Below are 20,954 nucleotides of genomic sequence, written 5' to 3' on the forward strand. Positions count from 1 at the left end.
AACTTAAATGACAATAAAACAAATCTTTATACATTATATTATATACTTCGCTTACTAATTTAAAGGAATTTATTTGAACGTAGATATTACAAAAATAGCTAATGTGATTTTATACATGTTACATAAAAAAGTTGACCACCTAAATGATAAGAAAGTATCAATTATGCTTTTTCTAATGGAGTATAATCATCTTAAGTTTTGTGAGAAAAAGATATTTAATGAAGAGTATATTAAAAGCTCAAGAAACCCAGAACCAGTACTTTTAAGTGAACTTTTTGATGTGATTGCTAATAATGAAGATTTAGAAGAAGAGGATGAAAGACTTTATTTTATTCAAGAACTTTTAGATTATTTAGATATTGAAGTTATTGAAAGAAAAAAATTCGCTGAGTTAAAGTTTATTAAAATGGAAGAAGATTTTGATGAATCACTTTTTACAGAAGATGAAATGAAAACAATTCATAAAGTTGTAAGTGAGCATAAAAGTACAAGCCCTAGAAATATTGCAAATGCATGTTTTCAAATTGATGATTTAAGAAAAATACCAAATGGACAAGTTATTATTTAATTAAAAGTTTTTCTTAAAATTTAAAATATCACTTTGTGTTAAAGATAGTTGATTTATCTGATTTTTTTGTAATATCGGATTCATTAACGCATCTTTATCATCTATATGTGGGATTCCAACTAAATGCGCAATCTCATGTGCAATTATAGCTTTTAATTCGTTTCTACTCTCAAAACCATAGATTTCTATCTTATTCATTATATTTTTAACACTTTTTTCTTTTACTCTTTTTCCATCTTTATAAAAAATTTTTGAAGTAACTTCTTTTATACCAAATGCATTGCCTTTTACTTTTTTAAAACTTCTATTCATTCTTTCAACTTCATTATTTAATCTATTAAAGTCTCTAATTAAAGAATTTTGCAAATTTACTTTTTGGTTGTATAAATTTACTTTTGATTGTATTTTTCTTTGATTTCTTTTAAAAGTATTTGTATAGGATTTGACCTTTGTTTGTTGTTCTTTTATATAAGCTTTGATTTTTGTATACTCTTGTTTTGAGAAGTTTTTTTGTTTATTAACCTCTTTTACATAATCATTTAAAGTTTTAATTTTTTTATTTAATATAAGATGTTCTTCTTCTATAAACTCTTTTTGCTTATTAATATATTCTAATCTTTTAAGTAAAGAGTTTTGAATCTTTTCTATTTTTGCTTTTTTTAACTTTAGTCTTTGGATTTTTCTATCTATTCTTTTTTCAAGTTTAGAACTTGGAACATAAAGGATATCAATAACTTTTCCATCATTTGAATAATCAAAAATATTCATATTAAGCTGTGATTCAAAAGTATGTTCTATTTCATCTAAGATATTACGAACTTCTTGATAATTTATTTTATCTTTATAATAGTTATCTATTTTGCCAATTTTTATTTTTTCAAAAGAGGCATTACAAAAAGTTGATAAAAGTAGGATTGGTAATATTATTTTTGTAAACATACTTTATTCTAATAAAATATATATTTATCATAGCTTATTTAGATATAGTATTAAGCAAAAAATAGAAGGAACAATATGTCAATAAAAGAGAAGCAAAATATTACATTAAATTATGAATTAAAACTAAATGATGAAATAATTGATACAAACATGGATAAAGAGTCTATATCTTTTGTATATGGTTCAGGACAAATAATAAGTGGTTTAGAATTAGGAATAAAAGATATGAATGAAGGTGAAACTAAAATCATAAAAGTAAGTCCTAAAGACGCTTATGGAGAATATGATGAAAAACTCTCTGAAACTCTTGATATTTCTGAGTTTGAAGGAATTGATTTACAAATTGGAATGGTTTTAGAAGCTGAAAATGATAGAAAAGAACCTATTAGAGCAACTGTAACAGATGTAACAAAAGAACATGTTACAGTAGATTACAATCACCCATTAGCAGGTTGTGAATTAGAATTTAAAGTTATTATAAAATCAATTATCTAACAAGTAAGTTTTAACACTTTGCTTTATTAAAGCAGGTGTTTTAACACCAAGTTCTCTTTCTTGAATTTCATCATCTTTAAAATATATTAAAGTGGGAATTACCCTGACACTAAACTCTTTTGCTAAACTTTTTTGTTTATCGATATCAACTTTATAAATCACTACATCATCTTGCTTGTTTTTATTATAGATTGTTAAGCTTTCACCTAAAGCCTTACAAGCTCCTCAAGTTTGCGAATAAAAGTCTAAGATTACCTTTTTACCAATTGTTTTCTCTTCAAAATTTTCTTGAGTTAAATCTTCAAAGGCAAAAAGTATACTATTCAAAAAAAATAAAGAGACTAAAACTAGTAGTTTAATTTTCATATGAGTCCTTTTATATTATGATTAATAATTATAACAATTTTTCACTAAAGGATTAAATATGAAACCTTTACCTCTTTTTTTACTATTCTTTTTATCACTAAATTTTTTTGCAAAAGAAATACATATTGCTAGATTTGAGTATAAAAATGAAATATATTATGGTCAAATAAACAATGACTATATCCAAGCATTAGATTCAAATATCTATAAAAGTTTAAAACCAGTTGGCGAGAAAATCCCAATTAACAAAGTTAAGTTTTTACTACCTACTAAAGCTCAAAATGTATTTGCAGTTGGAATGAACTTTGCAAGTCATCTCTCATCTGCTTCAAATATGCCACCGCCTTTGTTTTTTAAATCACCCTCTTCTTTAATTTTAAGTGAAGAAACTATTGTCTTACCAAAAGATTCAACAAATGTACATTTTGAGGGAGAATTAGTTTTAGTAATTGGTAAAAAAGCAAAAAATGTTTCTATTAAAGATGCAAAAGATTATATTTTTGGTGTGACAGTTGGAAATGATTTAACTGAAAGAAATTGGCAAGGAAGTGATTTACAATGGATGAGAGCAAAAGCATCAGATGGCTTTGGACCAATTGGCTCAACAATAGCTCTTGGAGTTGATTATAATAATCTATTATTAACAACAAAACTCAATGGTAAGATTGTACAACAAGAAAATACAAAATATATGATTCATAAACCCTCAAAAGTTGTAAGTTATTTAAGTCAGTACTTTACACTAATGCCTGGAGATTTAATATATATGGGAACACCAGGAAGAACACAAAGTTTATCAAATAAAGATATAGTATCTGTAGAGATTGAGAAAGTTGGAAAAGTTACTAATAGAATATCTACAAAATAAGAACCTATTTTTAAGTATCATATAGTAAAATACACAAAATTTAAATAGGTATTAAAAATATGAATAAACAGACTATTGCATATCAAGGTGTAGGTGGGGCTTACTCTCATCTTTCTTGTAAAAATGTATTTCCACAAGCCCAAACAATCGCTTGTCAATCGTTTAAAGAAGCTATGTATTTAGTTGAAACTGGCGTTGCTAATTTTGCTATGATTCCAGTTGAAAACTCAACAGCAGGAAGAGTTGAAGAGATTTATAGATTAATTCCTAAAATGGAATTAACTATTATTGATGAGCATTTTGAACCTATTAAACACTGTTTACTAGGTCTTAAAGATTCAACTCTTAGAGATATAAAATATGTGTCATCTCATCCTCAAGCACTTGCTCAATGTCTTGGGAATATCACAAAAATGAATATACAAGCAATCGCAAAGTTTGATACAGCAGGTGCTGCACAAGAACTAACTCATATGAAAGATAAAGCACATGCAGCAATTGCTTCAAGTTTATCAGCAGAACTTTATAATTTAAATATTTTAGATGATAACTTTGGGGATCATCATGGAAATACTACAAGGTTCTTAATACTTGGTAAAAATAATGAAATACCTGAATATATTGAAAATGAAAAATATATTACATCTTTAGTTTTTGAAGTAAGAGATATTCCATCTGCTTTATATAAAGCATTAGGTGGTTTTGCTACAAATGGAGTAAATCTTATTAAACTTGAAAGTTACTCTATTCCAGGTACTATGAATGCTAGTCAATTTCATATAGATATTGATGGACATATAAGTGAAAAAAGAATGCAATTTGCAATTGAAGAGTTAAAGTTTTTTGCAAAAGATATGAAGCAATTAGGTATATATAAAAGAGATTCTTATAGAGATATAATGGAAACTTTTAAAAATTAAATATTAGGAAAGAAGTAAATGTACAATCCAATCTCATGTGAATTTTTTGATCAATTAAATGTTGCAATGCAAAGAAAAATCCCTTCAACTATTGTCTATTTAAAAGATGAAGAACAAAAAGAAACTTTAAAAGGAATTGTAAAAACTATGGAAGTAATAGATGGTATAGAGTTCATGGTTTTAGATTCCAATGTGAAAATAAGATTAGATACAGTTCTTACTTTCAATGGAAAAAGACATAAAGAAGAATAAAAGACTATTTAAAACTAGTCTCTTATTCTTATATAAATATGAACATTATCTGAATCATCATTAAATTTTCTTTCATCAATTAAAATATAGTTTAAATCTCTAATTAATTTTCCTAACTTATCATAACCATAATTTCTAGGGTCGAAAGAAGGATGCTTTTTATTTATATATGCTCCTAAATTTGAAAGTCTTGCCCATCCATCATCTTTAGATACTGCATTTATTGCTGAAATAATAATAGGCCTTAATTCAGTATTATTAGCCTCTTCAACTTCTACAGTATCAGTATCAGTATCTTTTTTCTCTCGTAAAATCTCGGTAAATACAAACTTATCACAAGCAGCGATAAAAGCTTCAGGAGTCTTTTTTTCACCAAAACCATATACTATCAAACCTGATTCACGAATTCTTGTAGCAAGTCTTGTAAAGTCACTATCAGAGGAAATTAGACAAAAGCCATCTAAAGAGTTTTCATGTAAAATATCCATTGCATCAATAATTAATGAAGCATCTGTTGCGTTTTTACCTTGTGTATAAGAGAATTGTTGAATAGGTTGAATAGCATGCGAATTTAAATGCTCTTTCCACTGCTTTAGATTTGGAGTTGTCCAATCACCATAAGCTCTTTTTATACTTGCAACTCCAAACTTTGCTACTTCTGCAAGTAGTTCTGCAACTACAGAAGCTTGAGCATTATCTGCATCAATTAGTACAGCTAGTTTCATTGTTTTATCTCGCATTATTATCCTTATATTCTATACATATTACGACATCTTATCTAGATAAATGTTAGTTTATACTTCAAATTTACCATTTAGGATGAAATTCAACTCTTGTACCATCATCAGTTGTATACTCTTCCAAAGAGTTTTCTTTTGCCTGAATTACAATATATATAATTGTCTCATCAGAAGAATTACGTATACCTCTTATACCTTCAGGCCCAACTATTATTACACTACCCTCTTTTATATCAATAACTTTTCCATCTACTTGAAAAAACCAAACCCTTTTAATATAATATATGTCTCTTCATTTTTTATTCCTTAACTTTTTTTCGTTTACTAAAGCTATTGACTTTTGACCTATTTCCACAAATATCCATACTACACCATCGTCTAGAGTGATTTTTCGAAGTATCTATAAAATATAAACTGCACTTATGATTATCACATTTTTTTAGATATTTAAACTTTTCTGAGCTCAAAAGTTTTATAAACTCAATTGCTAAGATCGATAATAATCTATTATGATTTGATGTATTACTAATATATTCTAATACATAAATATCATCTTTTATTAGTATTTGAGGGTGTACTGAACTTTTTAATAAAATATTATTACTAACTTTAATCAAATTATCTAAAGAAGAGTTATGCTCAAGATAGTTTTTAAAACTATCTCTTATTAATTTTCTATAATTCAATATCTCTTCAAAATACTTTTTCTTTTTATCAATACTTAATTCATCAAATTTCTTTACTAATCCTACTTTTAAAAACCACTCTTGGACATCAGAATAATTTATTAATAACTCAATAACTTCACTATGTGGAGTATATATAGTATTTATAAAATCTGTTATGTGATTAGAACCAATAAATAGAAAAGATTTTATGACTATTCCTTTTTATTTTTATAATAGCATGAAATAAATTAATATATAATTTTAACTAACCTTCTAAAATTACTTGACAGGTTAGTAAAAAAGTGATAAGATTTATATTAACTATCTAAACTTATTTAAATGGTTAACAAGGATATAAATGAAAATAGGACATATAGGAATTAATGTAAATAATATGGAGGAATCAAAAGAGTTTTATTTGAAACTTTTTGGATTTGACATTCTTTTTGAGGAGATATTAGAAGATAAAAAATACATTTTTTTAGGAAAAGATAAAGAAATCATCGTAACTTTATGGGAACAATCAGATAAAAAATTTTCAACTTCTACAGCAGGACTTCATCATTTAGCATTTATAGTAAATTGTGTAGATGAATTAAAAGCCTTTGAAAAAAAATTAGAAGAATATAAAATTACAAAAATTTATAATGGAATAGTAACACATTGTGAGGGCTCTTCCTCTGGTGGTGTATTTTTTCTAGATCCAAATGGTATAAGATTAGAAGTTTGCATTGCAGAAGGGATTAATGAAAAAAATCAAAGTAATCATAAACATTCATCTTGTGGATTTTTTTAAAGCTTGCTATTATAAAAAATTAAAGTGATTTTTAGAAGAATAGCAAGACTTTTATAAAGAGATTAAATTATAATTTCACTAATTTGAATTTGGGGCTGTGAATTTGTAAAGTTTGGAATATCTGAAAGTATTTCTTCTGCATGAACTGCAAAGATACTTTGAAAAGCCTCAATAGAATCAAATGTCATTTGAGTTATCACTACATATAAAGCAGGAGTTCCTGGTACACCACCAGCTAATCCAAAATCTACTTGTGCATTTTTTAATGCATCACCTAATAATTTTGAAACTAAAGGAACATGTTTATTACAGTAATATTCTTTATCAAATACTACATCTTCTGAGTTTGGATACATTACACTTACTTTAATCATTATATTTTCCTATTTTTGAATTTAAGCAATAAGTAACTTAAGTAAAAAGTTTATCATATGAATATAGCAAGAGTATATATTATTGAAGATTTTAGAAGTTGAAAAATAAAATCCAACTTCTAAGTTATATATATTTTAGATTATTTAGAAAGTGCAGTAAACATATCAGCAGTTACTTCTGATACATCCTTTGTTCCATCAAGTTCTACCATAACACCCATTTTTGTATAGAAATCAATAAGTGGTGCTGTTTGGTCATGATATGCACCTAATCTACTTTTAACAGTTTCAGCATTATCATCTTTTCTAATAATTAATTCTGATTCACAGTAATCACATATATCTTCTTTTTTTGATGGATTAAAATCTACATGGAAAGATGCTCCACAAGAAGAACAAACTCTTCTACCTGTAATTCTTCCAACAATTAATTCATCTGGAACATTTAAAGAAATTACTTTATCTAAAGAAATATTCATATTAGACATTAATTCACTTAATGCTTCAGCTTGACCTAGAGTTCTTGGGAAACCATCAAGAATAAAACCTTTTTTACAATCATCTTGGGCTAATCTATCTTTAATAATACCAATGATAGTTGAATCAGGAACTAGTTTTCCTGCATCCATAAAGTTCTTAGCTTCCATACCCATATCAGTTTTATCTGCAATTGCTGCTCTTAAAATATCACCTGTAGAGATTTGAGGGATATCATACTTTTCTATTAAAAATTTAGCTTGTGTACCTTTTCCTGCGCCAGGAGCTCCAAATACCATTAAATTCATGTTCAACTTCCTTGATTTTCTTTTACGTGATTGTATAAAAAAACTAGTTAATAGTACCTAAGAGATAAAAACTACATACTAAATTTTACTCTTTAGCAAACTCTTCTATTTTAGAGGCAAAATACACAGGACATTCTAACATTGGATAATGTCCTGCTTCTTGACATTCAATAATTTCTAAATCTTTATAATAAGGGAAGAATAGTTTTGTAACTGATTTTAATGCAAAAATAGGAAAATCATATTTCCCAACAATTATTTTAATAGGTATTTTTATATTTTCAACTTCTTGTGAAAAATCAGTTTCTAAATACATTTTCATATACCCAATTCGTGCATTAAGTATTGAGGATTCATATGCCATTTTAATTCTAGATTTAGCCCACGTTTTATTGTGTCTTTTACTTGCACTATAAACTATCTCTTCAATTTTATTTTTATTTTCTTTCATTTCATCTATAAGTTTATCTTTTGCAATTTGTGATAATTTTATTCCAGTAGGAGGGATTGGAGTAATAAGTATAAGTTTTGAAATTCTTGAATCAATAAGTGCAGTTTTTTGTGCAATAAGTGTTGACATTGAGTGTGCAATTAAAACAACATCTTCTAAATCTAGTTGTGTTATAAGATTTTTAATATCATTAGATGCTTCAACACAAGAATAAACACCTTCAATATCTTTTGATAATCCATAACCACGTAAATCTACAAATACAAAAGTAAAATCATCTGTATTTAAGTAAGGGAAAATAGGCTCATAATTTTTATAGTTTCCCATTAGTTCATGCAAAACTATTATATTTTTTTTACCCGTTCCAATTATTTTATGGCCTAACTTTATCATTACTATCCTATATATTTATTTGTTTAGCAAAAAGTTTAACATCTAAACTCTTATATATAAATTTAGAAATCGATATAAAAGATGCTTTAAAAATCTTTTAGATACACTTCTTTTAGACCTAATGGAGTAAGTAATGCAAAGAGATAAACAAATAGAACAAATATTTGATAGCATAAGAAAAGTAGCTTTTTATGTAGGACATGGAAAGTATAATGATTATATGACTACAGATGAAGTTTTTAAAATCAAAGCAACACTAGAAAAAATACTAGAAAGTGAAAAAGAGTATGAAGAAGCAAATACAGATAAAGAAAAAGAGCTTATTTATGAAAAAATAGCTGTATTTAAAACTTTTACTGTAAAAGATTTTATTAATTTTGACATATAATTTGATAAAAAAACAAAGGAGAAAACAATGTTATCAGTACTTTTAGAATTTGCAATGTTTCCTACATCAGATGATGGAAGAGAAGGTTCTTCTGTTTCAAAAGAAGTAAGTAAAGTAATCGATGCTATTGATAAAAGTGGAATACCATATCAATTAACAGCAATGGGAACCATTATAGAAGCAAGCAGTATGAAAGAAGCTTTAAGTATCGTAGAGTTAGCTTATGAGCAATTAGAAGATTGTGATAGAGTATATAGTTCACTAAAATTTGATATACGTAAAAACTGTGAAAATAGACTCAAAACAAAAGTTGAAAAAGTAGAAAAAACTTTAAATAGAAAAGTTAATAGTTAAAGATTTTATAAGCAAATCAAATATTATATTTCTTTCCCATAATAATAAGAATAAACTTTCTAATAGATTTAATAATAGGATAAATAATACTTCTAAAAAGATAATTATCAGGGAAATAAATTTTCTTCTTTACTAGATTATTTAAAAAAGAAATAGCATCAACACCTTGAAAAAGCTCATTATTTTCAACTCTTATAATAAATCCATTATTAATATCTAAGCCTTGTAATCTGAACTTTTCTAATTCAATGATACTTTGGCTATCCCTAACATTAATAAGTATTAATTTATGTTTTTCTTTTAGCTTAATATAGTTTGCATAAAATTTACAAAAAGGACACTCTTTATCATAAAATAGTTCTATTTTCATAAGTGAGATTAAAAAAAGAGGTTTTATAAACCTCTTTTTTTATACGTGGTAGTTTGGAGCTTCGTTTGTAATAGTTACATCATGAACATGAGACTCTTTAAGTCCCGCAGATGTAATTTCAACAAACTCAGCAGTTTCTTGGAATATAGTAATAGTTCCAGAACCTAGATATCCCATAGATGATCTTAATCCACCTGTCATTTGGTGAATAATATCAGCGATTGAACCTCTATATGCAACTCTACCTTCAATTCCTTCAGGTACTAGTTTATCAGCAGCTGTTCCTTCTTGGAAATATCTATCAGTACTTCCTTTAGTCATAGCTCCAATAGAACCCATTCCTCTATAAGTTTTGAATTTTCTTCCTTGGAATAAAATTAATTCACCAGGACTTTCATCAGTTCCAGCTAATGCAGAACCCATCATAACTGAAGATGCACCAACAGCTAATGCTTTTGCAACATCACCAGAGTATTTAATTCCACCATCAGCAATGATTGGAACTCCATATTTAGCACCTTCTTGTGCACATTCATCAATTGCAGAAATTTGTGGAACACCAACACCTGCAACAATTCTAGTAGTACAAATAGAACCAGGTCCAATTCCTACTTTAACAGCATCAGCACCAGCATCAATAAGAGCTTTAGTACCCTCAGAAGTTGCAACATTACCAGCAATAATTTCAACATCTAATTTAGATTTGATATCTTTAACTGAATCTAAAATACCTTTTGAATGTCCATGAGCAGAATCCATAACTAAAACATCAACACCAGCTTCAACTAAAGCTCTTGCTCTGTCTAATTGTCCAACACCAATAGCAGCACCAACAATTAATCTTCCGAATTGATCTTTAGATGCGTTTGGATATTCTCTTTTTTTATTAATATCTTTAATTGTAATAAGACCAATTAATTTATTTTTATCATCAACAATTGGTAATTTCTCAATTTTATTAGAATGCATAACATCAGCAGCTTCTTCTAAAGTTGTTCCCTCTTTAGCAGTAATAAGAGGCATCATTGTCATCTTAACACTTACTTTTTTAGAAAAATCTTTAGTAAATCTCATATCTCTATTTGTTACAATTCCTAATAAATTTTTATTATCATCAACAACAGGAACTCCTGAAATTTTGTATTCAGCCATAATATCTTCAGCATCTTGAAGTGTTTGATCCATTTTAATAGTAATTGGATCTATAATCATTCCGGATTCACTCTTTTTAACTTTTTTAACTTGAAGTGCTTGAGTTTCAATATCCATATTTTTATGAATAATTCCAATACCACCAAGTCTAGCCATTGCAATTGCAGCTTCATATTCTGTAACTGTATCCATTGCAGCTGAAACAAAAGGGATTTTTAATGTAATTTTTTTTGTTAATTTAGTTTCTAATGATACCTCTTTTGGTAAAATTTCTGACTTTGCTGGTACTAATAATACGTCTTCAAATGTTAATGCTCTTTTTCTAATTCTCATAATATCCCTTTCTTATTTTTTATAATTAATTGCTTTTTCTAGTGATAAAGCACCGTCAAACATAGTTTGTTCATCATAAGCTTTTGCGATGAATTGAAGACCAACTGGCATTCCATTTTCATCCTTATCAACTGGTAATGAAATTGCAGGTAATCCTGCTAAATTTACTGAAATTGTATATATATCACTTAAGTACATTTCTAATGATGTTTTAAAACTTCCAAATTCAGGTGCTGTTGTAGGAGCAACTGGAGAAAGAATTAAGTCTGCTTCATTAAATATAGCTTCATATTCATCTTTAATTAAGTGTCGAACCTTTTGTGCTTTTATATAGTATGCATCATAATATCCTGAACTTAATACAAAAGAACCTAACATAATTCTTTTTTGTACTTCATCTCCAAATCCTTGAGATTTAGTTTGAACATACATATCTTTTAAACCACTTTCACCTTTTCTATTTCCATATCTAACACCATCAAATCTTGAAAGATTTGCAGATGCTTCAGCAGTTGCTACGATATAGTAAGAAGAAAGAATCTTTCCTGTATCTAACATATTTTTATGAATAATTTTATGTCCTGCTTCTTCTAAAGCTTTTATAGATTTTGTGAATGCATTTTTAATAGCTGGACTAGCTTGATCAATAAAATTATCAATAACTGCAATAGTTAATTTTTTATTAGCATCTAGTTTTGGAGTAACTGCTTCATAATCAACATTTGCAGAAGTAGAATCTTTTTCGTCATGTCCTGAAATAATATCGTATAAAATTGCAGCATCTTCAACATTTTGAGTAATCGGTCCACATTGATCTAGTGAAGAAGAATATGCAGTAATTCCATATCTTGAAACTCTTCCATAAGTTGGTTTCATTCCAACAACACCACAGTAAGCAGCTGGTTGTCTAATACTTCCACCAGTATCAGTTCCTAAAGCAGCAATAGCAATACCACCAGCAACAGCAGCAGCAGAACCCCCAGAGCTTCCTCCTGGAACTTTATTATTATCTATTGGATTTAAAGTTTTTCCATAACAAGAAGATTCAGTTGAACTTCCCATTGCAAACTCGTCCATATTAGCTCGTCCAAATGGACTTAAACCTGCTTTTTCTAAATTATTGATTACAGTTGCATTGTATGGTGAAATATAACCTTTTAAAATATTACTAGAACAAGTAATTTCCCAATTTTTAACATTTATATTATCTTTTATAGCAATTGGAATTCCATGTCCTGTAGTAGAAATATCTGTTGAAGTTAGTTGTTCAACATACGCACCAGTTTTGTTTTCTTTAATTTTTGTAGTTAAATCATCTCTTAATTTTTTAATATCGTCACTAGCTAAAGTTAGTGCTTCTTTTAGAGTTATCAAACATGTCTCCTGTGAATTGTAATTATAGTATTACACCCGATTTTATCTAAAAAATGATTAAAATATGGTGAAGCAAATATTAATTAAAAAGGAAAAGGAAAATTTAAGTTTTGAGGAAATAATATTATTGAAGATATTTTTGTGTAAAAAAAAAGGTAGGAGAAAACTCCTACCTTTTTAATCAATAAAAACTAATAATTATACGAATGAAATGAATGCCATTTGAGTAGCATCACCTCTTCTAATTCTTGTTTTAATAATTGAAGTATATCCACCATTTCTGTCTTCATACTTTGGTGCAATTTCATTGATTAATTTTTTAGTAGCTTCTTTACTTTGTAAAGCAGCAAATACTTGTCTATGAGTATTTAAATCTGCATTTCTTGCAGTTGTTACTAATCTTTCAATGTATCTTCTTAATTCTTTTGCTTTTGGAACAGTTGTTTCAATCTTTTCTCTTTCGATAATAGCAATCGCCATGTTTTTTAACATTGCTTTTCTATGAGAAGAAGTTCTACTTAACTTTCTATATCCGTGCTTATGTCTCATATTCTAAACCCTTAATTATGCTTTAAGTTGCTCTAACTTTCTTCTTAATGCAGAAGCAACATTTTCTGGAAGTGTATCTTCAACTGGGAAACCAAGTGACTCAAGCTTTTCAGCAATTTCATCATAAGATTTTTTCCCAAGATTTTTGATATTTTTTACTTCAACTTCACTCATAAGTACTAATTCACCTAAGAATTTTAATCCAGCTCTATCTAAAGAGTTGAATGATCTAGCACTTAAATTTAAGTCATCAATTTTGACAACTAAATCTTTTAGTTCTACTGGTTCTTCACCTGCATCACTAACTGTTACTTCAGATAAATCAAATACTTTGTTAAATACTGACATTTGAGAATACATAACAGAAACTGCTTCTTTAAAAACAGTTATTGGAGAAATTTGTCCATTTGTTTGTACATTAAATACAGCTTTTTCAAAGTTAGGATTATCTTCAACTAACATTTTTTCAATATCGTAAACAACTTTTTTTACAGGAGTAAAGAAAGCATCTACAGGAATATAATCTGGTCCAACAATTTCTCTAATATCTTCAGAAGGCATATAACCAATACCTTTTTGAATAATTACAGAGAATGTTAAATTACAATCCGAATTAATTGTAGCTAAGTGAACATCAGGAGAAACAACTTCAACATCAGAGTTGATTAAGTCCTCACCTTTAATTTCTTTTGGTCCATCAAAAGAATATTCTACTACTACTTGTTCTTCATCACTATTAATTTTAAATTTAATATTTTTAAGATTAATAATAAAAATAGCTATATCTTCAAGCATCCCTCTTAACGAGTCAAACTCGTGAGAAGCTCCTTCAATTTTAACTGCAATTGGTGCGTAACCAACTGAAGAACTTAAAAGAAGTCTTCTTAAAGGGTGTGCCAAAGTTATTGCAAAACCACTTTCAAATGGATATGCAGAAATCTTAGCTTCATTATCATTGATAGTTTCGATTTCAACTTCTGTTGGTAAAAACGGTGTATCTGCAAACTTTTTCATTGGCTACCTTTACTTATTACTTAGAATATAACTCTACGATTAATCTTTCTTCAACTGGAATAACTACTTCTTCTCTTGTAGGAATTCTAGTAAAAATACCAAATGCTTTAGTTGTATCAACATCTACCCAATCAACAATACCTGTTTGATTAGTTAATTCTAATGCTCTAACGATTTGAGGATTAGATTTAGATTTTTCTTTAATCTCAATTTTTTGACCTGGTTTAACAACGTAAGAAGGAATATCTACTTTCTTTCCGTCAACTAAAACGTGCCCATGAGTTGTAAATTGTCTAGCATTTGCTCTAGTTGTAGCAAATCCCATTCTATAAACAACATTATCTAATCTTTGCTCAATTGTTGTAATTAAGTTAGATCCTGTATTACCTTCAGAAGAAGCTGCTTTTTTGAAGTATTTTCTGAATTGTTTTTCAGAAACACCATACATAAATTTAGCTTTTTGCTTTTCTCTTAATTGTAATCCATACTCAGAAATTTTAGTTCTTCTTTGTCCGTGTTGTCCTGGAGCAAATGGTCTTTTTTCTAAAGCAGATTTTCCGTTAAGTCTTCTTTCACCTTTTAATCCAAGGTCTGCATCAAGTCTTCTCTCGATTTTTTCTACTGGTCCTCTATATCTTGCCATCTATTGCCCCTTACACTCTTCTTCTTTTAGGAGGTCTACAACCATTATGTGGTAATGGTGTAACATCCTTTAACCATGTAACTCTGATACCTTCAATTGCACCAACAGCTTTAACTGCAGTGTCTCTACCTGAACCAGGTCCTTGAATTTTGATACCAATGTTTTTAATTCCATGTTCCATAGCTTTAGCCATTGCATCTTCAACAGCAGCTTGTGCAGCAAATGGAGTAGACTTTTTAGAACCTTTAAATCCTAAGTTTCCAGCACTTGACCAAGCAATAGCATTACCTACGCTGTCTGTAACTGTAACCATAGTGTTGTTGAAAGTAGCCGCAATATGAACGATACCGTCAGCAATATTCTTTTTTACAACTTTTTTTCTAGTAACTTTTCTTTTTGCCATTAGTTATCCTTACTTCGCTGCTGCGCCAACAGTTTTCTTTTTACCTTTTCTTGTTCGAGCATTAGTTTTAGTCTTTTGCCCTCTACATGGTAAACCTTTTCTATGTCTTAAACCTCTGTATGAACCAATGTCCATCAATGATTTAATATCCATAGCAACTTTTTTTCTAAGATCACCTTCAACTACGTAGTCTTTTTGGATCTCTTGTCTAATTGCTGCAGCTTCATCTTCAGTTAATTCATGAGCTCTTTTATTTCTATCAATTCCAACAGCGTCTAAAATTAATCTTGAGTTATGTAACCCAATTCCAAAAATATACGTTAAAGCATATTCCATTCTTTTTTTATTTGGTAAATCAACACCTGCGATTCTTGCCATGTGTCTTATCCTTGTCTTTGTTTGTGTTTTTTAGTTTCGCAAATCACTCTTACGACACCTCTTCTTTTGACAATTTTACATTTGTCACACATCTTCTTTACTGAAGCTCTAACTTTCATAAGTCGTCCCTCTTTTTTGTGTATTTGCCAATATTACAACAGGACTGAACGATTAAGTACATTCCTAATACATTCATCCAACTCTTTATAAAACACAAAACATTTTATAAAAACTTCTTTTATGGTTGTAAAATGGATTTGGATTATATTTAATTTTTACTTAAAGGTAGGTTAATGTATTGTATTTAAGTAGTTTAATAAAGCTTATAGTAGAATTTCATAAATTATCAAAGGTAAATTATGTCAATAATATATAAAAATGAATTAATTAAAATAGAAATAGAAAATAGTGAAATTCCATGGTTGAAAATATTTACAAATAAAGAAATTAAAGAATTTTCTCAATGTGATAACGAAACAAAAATGGAAATCTTTAGATGTTTAGATATTTGTGAAAAAGAGATGTTAGCTTATTTTAAACCTACAAAAATAAATATTGCATCATTTGGAAACTATGTACCACATGTGCATTTTCATATTATGGCTAGATTTGAGGAAGACTCATACTTTCCTGAACCTATGTGGGGAAAAGTTCAAAGAGAAGCAAAACTTGATTTACCCTCTTTTGATGAGTTTTTTGAAATTATAAAAAATAAGCTATAAACTTATTTGATAAAGTTAACCATCTTGGTTAATTTTATCAATTAATTCATCTAATACTTCCATTGCATTTTCAATATCAATTTGACATCCACCTGCAGCTTTATGTCCACCACCATTATAAGAAAGCATTAATTCACCAATATTTGTTTTTGACGATTTATTAATAATAGATTTTCCTGTACTAAATACAATGTTTTGTTTATCTTTACCCCAAACAACATGTATAGAAATATTAGCTTCTGGATACATAGCATAAACCATAAATCTATTACCTGGATAAATAATCTCTTCATCTCTATAATCAATTATTAAAAGATTACCTTTAACAGTAGTACATCTTTTTAATTGTTCTTTAAAATCTTCTTCGTATTTAAAGTATAAATCAATTCTTTCTTTTACATCTGGTAATTCAACTATTTCATCAATATTATGTTTTACACAGTAATCAATTAAATCCATCATTAATTGATAGTTTGAAATTCTAAAATCTCTAAATCTTCCTAACCCCGTTCTAGAATCCATTAAAAAACTTAAAAGTGGCCATCCTCTTGGACTTAAAATTTCTTCTTCAATAAAGTCTGCTGAATCAGCTTTATTAGCTCCATTCATCATTCCTGTAAAATATCCTGGAAATTTATCATCCCCTCCGTAGTATTCAAAAACTACTTGTGCAGCACTTGCTGCATCTGGGTTTATTATATGATTATCTTTTTTTTCATTTCTTAATGTTTCAGAATAATGATGATCAAAACATAAGTATACACCCTCTACATAAGGTAGATTAGTAGTAATATCACTTGAAGTAAGTTCAATTTTCCCATCTTGCATGTCTTTTGGATGTACAAATTTTATTTCATCTATTACACCAATATATTTTAATAGAGTTCCACAAACAAGACCGTCCATATCACTACGTGTTACTAATCTGTATTTTTTTTCATTCATAATCTGATTTTCCTATTTAGGCTTTTTACAATTTTAACATAAAAATTATTAATTACAATAAAAAAAGTTATTTAAATGAAGAATAAGGGTAGAGACATAAAGAAGGCAAGGTGCCTTCTTTATTATTTGTTTATATAGTTAGCGATTACATCGCCCATTTCTGTAGTAGATAAAACTTCTTTAGCATCAAAAGCACTTAAGTCTTTTGTTCTATATCCGTCTTTTAATACATTTCTAATTGCTTTTTCTATCATATTCGCAGCTTTTTCTTCACCTAGTGAATATCTTAGCATCATTGCAGCAGATTCAATTGTTGCAATTGGATTTGCAATTCCTTGTCCTGCAATATCAGGTGCACTACCATGAATTGGTTCATAAACTGCTGTTTTATCTCCTGTTGATGCACTTGGTAATAATCCAATTGACCCTACTACCATTGAGGCAGTATCTGATAAAATATCTCCAAAAATATTTCCTGTTACTATTACATCAAATTGTTTTGGGTTTCTTACAAGTTGCATAGCTGCATTATCAACATACATATGTGATAATTCAACTTCTGGGTAATCTTTTGATAATTCATTCATTGTATCTCTCCAAAGTTGAGATACTTCTAAAACATTAGCTTTATCAACAGAGCATAATCTCTTATCTCTTTTCATTGCAAATTCAAATGCTTGTTTACCAATTCTAATAATTTCATCTTTTGTATAAACCATAGTATTATATGCTTTTTGTCCATCATTTGCTCTTGGTTGACCAAAGTAAATTCCACCAATAAGCTCACGCACTACCATAATATCACAACCCTCAATTACTTCAGGTTTAAGTGTTGATGCATTTACTAATTCATCATATACAATTGCTGGTCTTAAGTTTGCATAAACTCCAAGCTCTTCTCTTAATTTTAAAAGTCCAGTTTCTGGTCTTAATTCTCTTGGAAGATTATCCCATTTTTCTCCACCAATTGATCCAAATAAACAAGCATCAGAAGCTAAAACTCCAGGAACTGTTTCAGGAGGTAAAGGAACACCTGTTTCATCAATAGCAATTCCACCCATTAAATACTCTTTATAATCTAATGTAAAATCACAAGCACCAGAAACTGCATCTAATACTTTTATTGCTTCATCAATGATTTCTGGACCTATTCCATCACCTTTGATTACTGATATATTATAATTTTTCATTACTTACTTTCCTTTGACATTTCTTCTTTTGCATAATTAATTAATCCACCACTTGCAATTAACTCTTGCATAAAAGGAGGAATTGGAGTAAATTCATAATCTTTATTTGTAGTTTCATTTGTAATAACACCGTTATCTAAATTGATACTAATTGTTTCACCCTCTTTAATTTCTAAAGATTCTGGAAGTTCAAAGATTGGTAAACCCATGTTAAATGCATTTCTATAAAAAATTCTTGCAAAAGATGGAGCAACAATAGCAGCAACACCTGCAGCTTTTAATGCAATTGGTGCATGTTCTCTTGAACTTCCGCATCCAAAGTTTTCTCCAGCAACAATAATATCACCTCTTTGTAACTTATTTGGAAATTCAGGGTCAGCATCTTCCATAACATACTTAGCTAAGTGCTCTGGATCTGAACTATTTAAATACCTTGCAGCAATAATAACATCAGTATCAATGTTAGCTCCAAAATTCCAAACTTTACCTTCAATCTTATTCATATTTTGTATCCTTGTTTTCAATAAATTTCTTGATATTTTCTAAGAATTATTTTTTTAAAGTTGCATTTTATCTAATAATTTAGTAATTTTTGATTAAATATAAAAAACTAATCATATTTTTAGGTAATTTCGGTATAATATCCATCTATTTAAAAGAGAGGAATCTTCATTATATGAGCGCAAAAGATTTAAATAAAGCAATAGAACAAACTGTAAAAGAGTACAAAGACTCTATACTAACTTATGAAAAAATTATTAAGATCTTTCCTAAAGCACCATCAGGTGCCAATGTAAAAAAACTTTTAGCTTTTATCCAATTATACAATGTTACGATAATTAGTTCGCAAGAACAAGCAAAAAGAATGAATGCAGAAGAGGCAAAGAAAAGAAAAGAACAAAGAGAAAAACTAATAATGAACGAAGATGAAGTTTACGATCTTCTGAAAAATAAAGAGTTATTAGAATGGTCTAGATCTGACTCTCCTGTGAGAATGTACTTAAGAGAAATGGGACAAATCCCATTACTTACAAAAGAAGAAGAGATTGAAATTTCTAAAAAAATTGAAATGGGTGAAGATGTAATTCTTGATGCGATTTGTTATGTACCATACTTAATAGATTTTATTTTAGAGTACAAAGAACCTTTAGTAAATAGAGAAAGAAAAGTAAAAGAACTTTTTAGAAACTTTGATGATGAAGAATCAGATGATTCAAATGATGATACTGCTGAAGTTGAAGTTGATAAAGAAAAAGAAGATGGTAAAAAACAAAAGAAGCTTGATAAAAGAGCACAAACTATTGTTGAAGCATTTAAAATATTAGAAAAAGCAAAAAAAGATTGGTTAAAATTTTTAAATAAAGAAGTTGCTAAATCAGATGGAGAATCTGATCAAATGCAACATAACCTTGCGATTGCTTTTAAGAAAAGAATTTTAAAAGAAGCATTGTTAGACTTAGGGCCTACTTCAAAACTTATTACAGAAATTGTAAAAGCTATGGAAACTGCACTTAAATCTGATACTGGTTTTGATCATGAACTTAAAAGACTTGAGTATAAATTACCTTTATTTAATGATACTTTATTACAAAATCACCAAAAGATTTTAGATAATATTGTTAATTTAACAAAAGTTCAAATTACAACTATGGTTCCAGAAGCTACTATGGTTTCTACATATATGGAAATTAAAAAGCTTTTCCAAACAGCAGAAGCATCAAAAGATGGTTTTGATTTAGATCCAGAAGAACTTAAAAACGTTTTAGAGCAAATTAAACGTGGTAAAGATATTACTGATAAATCTAAAACTAGAATGGCAAAATCAAACCTTAGACTTGTTGTATCTATTGCAAAAAGATATACAAATAGAGGTTTACCTTTCTTAGATTTAATTCAAGAAGGTAATATTGGTCTTATGAAAGCTGTTGATAAATTTGAGTATAAAAAGGGATATAAATTCTCTACTTATGCAACATGGTGGATTAGACAAGCAATTTCAAGAGCAATTGCAGATCAAGCTAGAACTATTAGAATTCCAATTCATATGATTGAAACTATCAACAGAATTAATAAAATTATTAGAAAAGGAATTCAAGAAAATGGTAAAGAGCCAGATGTTGATGAGATTTCTAAAGAAGTAGGATTACCTGTAGATAAAGTTAAACAAGTAATTAAAATTACAAAAGAACCTGTATCACTTGAAGCTCCTATTGGTTCTGATGATGATGGTAAATTTGGGGATTTTGTTCCTGATGAAAAAGCTCCAACACCAGTTGATAATATTATGAAAGAAGACTTACAAGGTCAGATTGATCAAATATTAGCTCAGCTTAATGAAAGAGAGCAAGCAGTTGTTAGAATGAGATTTGGACTTATGCATGATGCGTCTGATAGAACACTAGAAGAGATTGGTAAAGAACTTTCTGTTACAAGAGAAAGAGTTAGACAAATTGAATCAAGTGCTATTAAGAAATTAAAACATCCAAAAGTAGGTAAAAACCTTAAGAATTACGTAGAAAGTTAG

General features: G+C 28.5%; 29 protein-coding genes and 1 pseudogene. 10 read left to right on the forward strand and 20 right to left on the reverse strand.

Annotation, left to right across the window (positions count from 1 at the left end):
- Positions 1 to 73 precede the first annotated feature (73 nt).
- Positions 74 to 568 (forward strand): type II toxin-antitoxin system antitoxin SocA domain-containing protein, encoded by a 495-nt coding sequence (locus GBG18_RS08180; RefSeq protein WP_152190082.1) that lies wholly within the window; start codon positions 74 to 76, stop codon positions 566 to 568.
- On the opposite strand, the gene GBG18_RS08185 is transcribed toward GBG18_RS08180, so the two are convergent.
- Positions 569 to 1,507, reverse strand: coding sequence for a matrixin family metalloprotease (locus GBG18_RS08185; protein WP_152190084.1), 939 nt, complete (start codon positions 1,505 to 1,507; stop codon positions 569 to 571).
- A gap of 75 nt (positions 1,508 to 1,582) precedes the next feature.
- Between GBG18_RS08185 and GBG18_RS08190 the strand changes: the two genes are divergently transcribed.
- Positions 1,583 to 2,002, forward strand: a complete 420-nt coding sequence (locus GBG18_RS08190) for an FKBP-type peptidyl-prolyl cis-trans isomerase (RefSeq protein ID WP_152190086.1) — start codon at positions 1,583 to 1,585, stop codon at positions 2,000 to 2,002.
- Here the strand turns inward: GBG18_RS08190 and GBG18_RS08195 are convergent.
- Together GBG18_RS08195 and GBG18_RS15320 are read right to left on the reverse strand one after the other, a co-directional pair.
- Positions 1,991 to 2,215: pseudogene (locus tag GBG18_RS08195) on the reverse strand (thioredoxin family protein); the annotation flags it as partial. The gene GBG18_RS08190 and the pseudogene GBG18_RS08195 overlap by 12 nt on opposite strands.
- A gap of 12 nt (positions 2,216 to 2,227) precedes the next feature.
- Positions 2,228 to 2,368, reverse strand: coding sequence for a hypothetical protein (locus tag GBG18_RS15320; protein WP_193311100.1), 141 nt, complete (start codon positions 2,366 to 2,368; stop codon positions 2,228 to 2,230).
- Positions 2,369 to 2,426: 58 nt separating this feature from the next.
- Here GBG18_RS15320 and GBG18_RS08200 point away from each other — a divergent pair, with 58 nt between their 5' ends.
- From GBG18_RS08200 to GBG18_RS08210, 3 genes are read left to right on the forward strand one after another with little or no spacing between them, the layout of a single operon-like run.
- Positions 2,427 to 3,236 (forward strand): fumarylacetoacetate hydrolase family protein, encoded by an 810-nt coding sequence (locus GBG18_RS08200; protein ID WP_152190090.1) that lies wholly within the window; start codon positions 2,427 to 2,429, stop codon positions 3,234 to 3,236.
- A gap of 59 nt (positions 3,237 to 3,295) precedes the next feature.
- The gene (locus GBG18_RS08205) at positions 3,296 to 4,156 is read left to right on the forward strand and encodes a prephenate dehydratase (protein ID WP_152190092.1); all 861 of its coding nucleotides are present in this window, start codon (positions 3,296 to 3,298) and stop codon (positions 4,154 to 4,156) included.
- Positions 4,157 to 4,174: 18 nt separating this feature from the next.
- Positions 4,175 to 4,408, forward strand: coding sequence for a transcriptional antiterminator Rof (locus GBG18_RS08210; RefSeq protein ID WP_152190094.1), 234 nt, complete (start codon positions 4,175 to 4,177; stop codon positions 4,406 to 4,408).
- Positions 4,409 to 4,422: 14 nt separating this feature from the next.
- Here the strand turns inward: GBG18_RS08210 and GBG18_RS08215 are convergent, their stop codons facing one another.
- Positions 4,423 to 5,148 carry an NYN domain-containing protein gene (locus GBG18_RS08215; protein WP_226896417.1) on the reverse strand — a complete coding sequence of 242 codons (726 nt, stop codon included), beginning with the start codon at positions 5,146 to 5,148 and terminating at the stop codon, positions 4,423 to 4,425.
- A 299-nt stretch (positions 5,149 to 5,447) separates the two neighbouring features.
- Complete coding sequence (locus GBG18_RS08225; RefSeq protein ID WP_193311101.1) at positions 5,448 to 5,834, reverse strand: CGNR zinc finger domain-containing protein; 387 nt, start codon at positions 5,832 to 5,834, stop codon at positions 5,448 to 5,450.
- A gap of 340 nt (positions 5,835 to 6,174) precedes the next feature.
- On the opposite strand from GBG18_RS08225, the gene GBG18_RS08230 reads away from it, so the two are divergent.
- Entirely contained in the window at positions 6,175 to 6,612 is a 438-nt protein-coding gene (locus tag GBG18_RS08230) for a VOC family protein (protein WP_152190097.1), read from the forward strand.
- Between the two features lie 62 nt (positions 6,613 to 6,674).
- Here the strand turns inward: GBG18_RS08230 and GBG18_RS08235 are convergent, their stop codons facing one another.
- The 3 genes from GBG18_RS08235 to GBG18_RS08245 form a co-directional block, all read right to left on the reverse strand.
- Positions 6,675 to 6,986 carry an EthD family reductase gene (locus GBG18_RS08235; protein ID WP_152190099.1) on the reverse strand — a complete coding sequence of 104 codons (312 nt, stop codon included), beginning with the start codon at positions 6,984 to 6,986 and terminating at the stop codon, positions 6,675 to 6,677.
- Between the two features lie 140 nt (positions 6,987 to 7,126).
- A complete protein-coding gene (locus GBG18_RS08240) occupies positions 7,127 to 7,771 on the reverse strand; it encodes an adenylate kinase (RefSeq protein ID WP_152190101.1) in 645 nt (214 codons plus the stop codon).
- A gap of 85 nt (positions 7,772 to 7,856) precedes the next feature.
- A complete protein-coding gene (locus tag GBG18_RS08245; protein ID WP_152190103.1) occupies positions 7,857 to 8,615 on the reverse strand; it encodes an alpha/beta fold hydrolase in 759 nt (252 codons plus the stop codon).
- 133 nt (positions 8,616 to 8,748) lie between these two features.
- On the opposite strand from GBG18_RS08245, the gene GBG18_RS08250 reads away from it, so the two are divergent.
- Both GBG18_RS08250 and GBG18_RS08255 read left to right on the forward strand, forming a co-directional pair.
- The gene (locus GBG18_RS08250) at positions 8,749 to 9,003 is read left to right on the forward strand and encodes a hypothetical protein (protein ID WP_152190105.1); all 255 of its coding nucleotides are present in this window, start codon (positions 8,749 to 8,751) and stop codon (positions 9,001 to 9,003) included.
- Between the two features lie 27 nt (positions 9,004 to 9,030).
- Positions 9,031 to 9,357, forward strand: coding sequence for an MTH1187 family thiamine-binding protein (locus tag GBG18_RS08255; protein WP_152190107.1), 327 nt, complete (start codon positions 9,031 to 9,033; stop codon positions 9,355 to 9,357).
- Between the two features lie 16 nt (positions 9,358 to 9,373).
- Here GBG18_RS08255 and GBG18_RS08260 read toward each other — a convergent pair whose 3' ends face one another.
- The 9 genes from GBG18_RS08260 to rpmJ form a co-directional block, all read right to left on the reverse strand.
- Positions 9,374 to 9,727, reverse strand: a complete 354-nt coding sequence (locus GBG18_RS08260; RefSeq protein WP_152190109.1) for a DCC1-like thiol-disulfide oxidoreductase family protein — start codon at positions 9,725 to 9,727, stop codon at positions 9,374 to 9,376.
- 39 nt (positions 9,728 to 9,766) lie between these two features.
- On the reverse strand, positions 9,767 to 11,212 hold the full coding sequence (gene guaB, locus GBG18_RS08265; protein WP_152190111.1) for an IMP dehydrogenase: 1,446 nt from the start codon (positions 11,210 to 11,212) through the stop codon (positions 9,767 to 9,769).
- Positions 11,213 to 11,224: 12 nt separating this feature from the next.
- Positions 11,225 to 12,586: an Asp-tRNA(Asn)/Glu-tRNA(Gln) amidotransferase subunit GatA gene (gene gatA, locus GBG18_RS08270; protein ID WP_193311102.1), complete on the reverse strand. Its 1,362-nt coding sequence runs from the start codon at positions 12,584 to 12,586 to the stop codon at positions 11,225 to 11,227.
- A 198-nt stretch (positions 12,587 to 12,784) separates the two neighbouring features.
- Positions 12,785 to 13,135 carry a 50S ribosomal protein L17 gene (gene rplQ, locus GBG18_RS08275; RefSeq protein WP_152190113.1) on the reverse strand — a complete coding sequence of 117 codons (351 nt, stop codon included), beginning with the start codon at positions 13,133 to 13,135 and terminating at the stop codon, positions 12,785 to 12,787.
- Positions 13,136 to 13,150: 15 nt separating this feature from the next.
- Positions 13,151 to 14,149, reverse strand: coding sequence for a DNA-directed RNA polymerase subunit alpha (locus GBG18_RS08280; protein WP_152190115.1), 999 nt, complete (start codon positions 14,147 to 14,149; stop codon positions 13,151 to 13,153).
- 16 nt (positions 14,150 to 14,165) lie between these two features.
- Entirely contained in the window at positions 14,166 to 14,792 is a 627-nt protein-coding gene (rpsD, locus tag GBG18_RS08285; protein WP_152190117.1) for a 30S ribosomal protein S4, read from the reverse strand.
- A gap of 10 nt (positions 14,793 to 14,802) precedes the next feature.
- A complete protein-coding gene (rpsK, locus tag GBG18_RS08290; RefSeq protein WP_152190119.1) occupies positions 14,803 to 15,195 on the reverse strand; it encodes a 30S ribosomal protein S11 in 393 nt (130 codons plus the stop codon).
- A gap of 9 nt (positions 15,196 to 15,204) precedes the next feature.
- Positions 15,205 to 15,573 (reverse strand): 30S ribosomal protein S13, encoded by a 369-nt coding sequence (gene rpsM / locus GBG18_RS08295; RefSeq protein WP_152190121.1) that lies wholly within the window; start codon positions 15,571 to 15,573, stop codon positions 15,205 to 15,207.
- 5 nt (positions 15,574 to 15,578) lie between these two features.
- The gene (rpmJ, locus tag GBG18_RS08300; protein ID WP_072682678.1) at positions 15,579 to 15,692 is read right to left on the reverse strand and encodes a 50S ribosomal protein L36; all 114 of its coding nucleotides are present in this window, start codon (positions 15,690 to 15,692) and stop codon (positions 15,579 to 15,581) included.
- 246 nt (positions 15,693 to 15,938) lie between these two features.
- Here rpmJ and GBG18_RS08305 point away from each other — a divergent pair, with 246 nt between their 5' ends.
- On the forward strand, positions 15,939 to 16,295 hold the full coding sequence (locus tag GBG18_RS08305) for an HIT family protein (RefSeq protein WP_193311103.1): 357 nt from the start codon (positions 15,939 to 15,941) through the stop codon (positions 16,293 to 16,295).
- A 15-nt stretch (positions 16,296 to 16,310) separates the two neighbouring features.
- On the opposite strand, the gene GBG18_RS08310 is transcribed toward GBG18_RS08305, so the two are convergent.
- The 3 genes from GBG18_RS08310 to GBG18_RS08320 all read right to left on the reverse strand — a co-directional run bounded on the left by GBG18_RS08310 (position 16,311) and on the right by GBG18_RS08320 (position 18,933).
- Complete coding sequence (locus tag GBG18_RS08310) at positions 16,311 to 17,240, reverse strand: DHHA1 domain-containing protein (RefSeq protein WP_152190125.1); 930 nt, start codon at positions 17,238 to 17,240, stop codon at positions 16,311 to 16,313.
- Positions 17,241 to 17,362: 122 nt separating this feature from the next.
- Complete coding sequence (gene leuB / locus GBG18_RS08315) at positions 17,363 to 18,430, reverse strand: 3-isopropylmalate dehydrogenase (RefSeq protein ID WP_152190127.1); 1,068 nt, start codon at positions 18,428 to 18,430, stop codon at positions 17,363 to 17,365.
- Positions 18,430 to 18,933, reverse strand: coding sequence for a 3-isopropylmalate dehydratase small subunit (locus GBG18_RS08320; RefSeq protein WP_152190129.1), 504 nt, complete (start codon positions 18,931 to 18,933; stop codon positions 18,430 to 18,432). Before GBG18_RS08320 ends, leuB begins: the two co-directional genes overlap by 1 nt.
- Before the next feature lie 173 nt (positions 18,934 to 19,106).
- Between GBG18_RS08320 and rpoD the strand changes: the two genes are divergently transcribed.
- A complete protein-coding gene (gene rpoD / locus GBG18_RS08325) occupies positions 19,107 to 20,954 on the forward strand; it encodes an RNA polymerase sigma factor RpoD (protein WP_152190130.1) in 1,848 nt (615 codons plus the stop codon).

Source organism: Poseidonibacter ostreae (assembly GCF_009208075.1).
GTDB classification, from domain to species: domain Bacteria; phylum Campylobacterota; class Campylobacteria; order Campylobacterales; family Arcobacteraceae; genus Poseidonibacter; species Poseidonibacter ostreae.